The 818-nt window shown below is 80.7% G+C and carries 1 pseudogene; it reads right to left on the reverse strand.

What is annotated here, in order from left to right:
• Window positions 1–247: 247 nt before the first annotated feature.
• Window positions 248–818, reverse strand: a pseudogene (locus tag ACFOVU_RS01005) (hypothetical protein); the annotation flags it as partial.

The following is an 818-nucleotide window of genomic DNA, read 5'->3' on the forward strand; positions in this document are numbered from 1 at the left end:
CCCCCACGGAGCCGGGCCCTCGCTCAGCCTCGGCCCGGCACGCGCATCCGGCCGGGCCCGCTGTGCCGCCACAGCCGCAGCGGGCCCTTCGCCGGACGCCCGAGCGGGGATTCCCCGCACGAGTGCGACGGTGTCGACGGCCGCCGGCCGGCCCATGGGTCGCCCGGTCAACGGCCCACCTCGGTGCCGGTGGGCCGGAGGCGGGCGGCCGACGCAGGTGCGGGGGCTGGACGGGGACGCGGCGGGGTCATCCGGCGGCCTCCCGGTGGGCGGAGTCGGTTCCGGTACCGGGCTGGGCGGCGGCCGACAGCCAGGTGCTCACCAGCAGCAGGGTAAGGCGGGCCAGAACCTCGGGCCGGACCCGCCAGGCCGCCGACGCCGCGGAGGGGCCGGCCCCCGCGATCCAGGCAAGGTCGACCGGGGTCAGCGCGGCGGCGAGGTCGGAGTCGTCGGGACCGGCCTGCTCCCACCAGGCCGCAGGGTCGGCGGCGGCGCGCTCCAGCCAGTCCGGGAGGGAGACCTCCTCGGTCCCGAAGGGGACGGTGGTCAGGGCGGCGGCCTGCCGGGCGGCCTCGCCGAACGGGGTGTGCGGTGCCGCCCCCGCGGGATCGCCGCCGACCACGCCCGCGAGGCGGTGAAGCACCGCGGCGGGCGCCTGGCCGGGTACGGTGACGACCTCGCGCAGGCGGCCCAGCAGCGCCGGGGCGGGCAGGCGGGCCGAGCGGCGGGCCAGCTGGCGCGCGTGCGCGCGCACGGGTTCGGCCGCGGCCCGCGAGAGCAGCGCGTCCTGGAGGCGTGCCACCGGCGACCCCGAGGGG

This window comes from Nocardiopsis sediminis (assembly GCF_042650565.1).
Classification (GTDB): Bacteria; Actinomycetota; Actinomycetes; order Streptosporangiales; family Streptosporangiaceae; genus Nocardiopsis_B; species Nocardiopsis_B sediminis.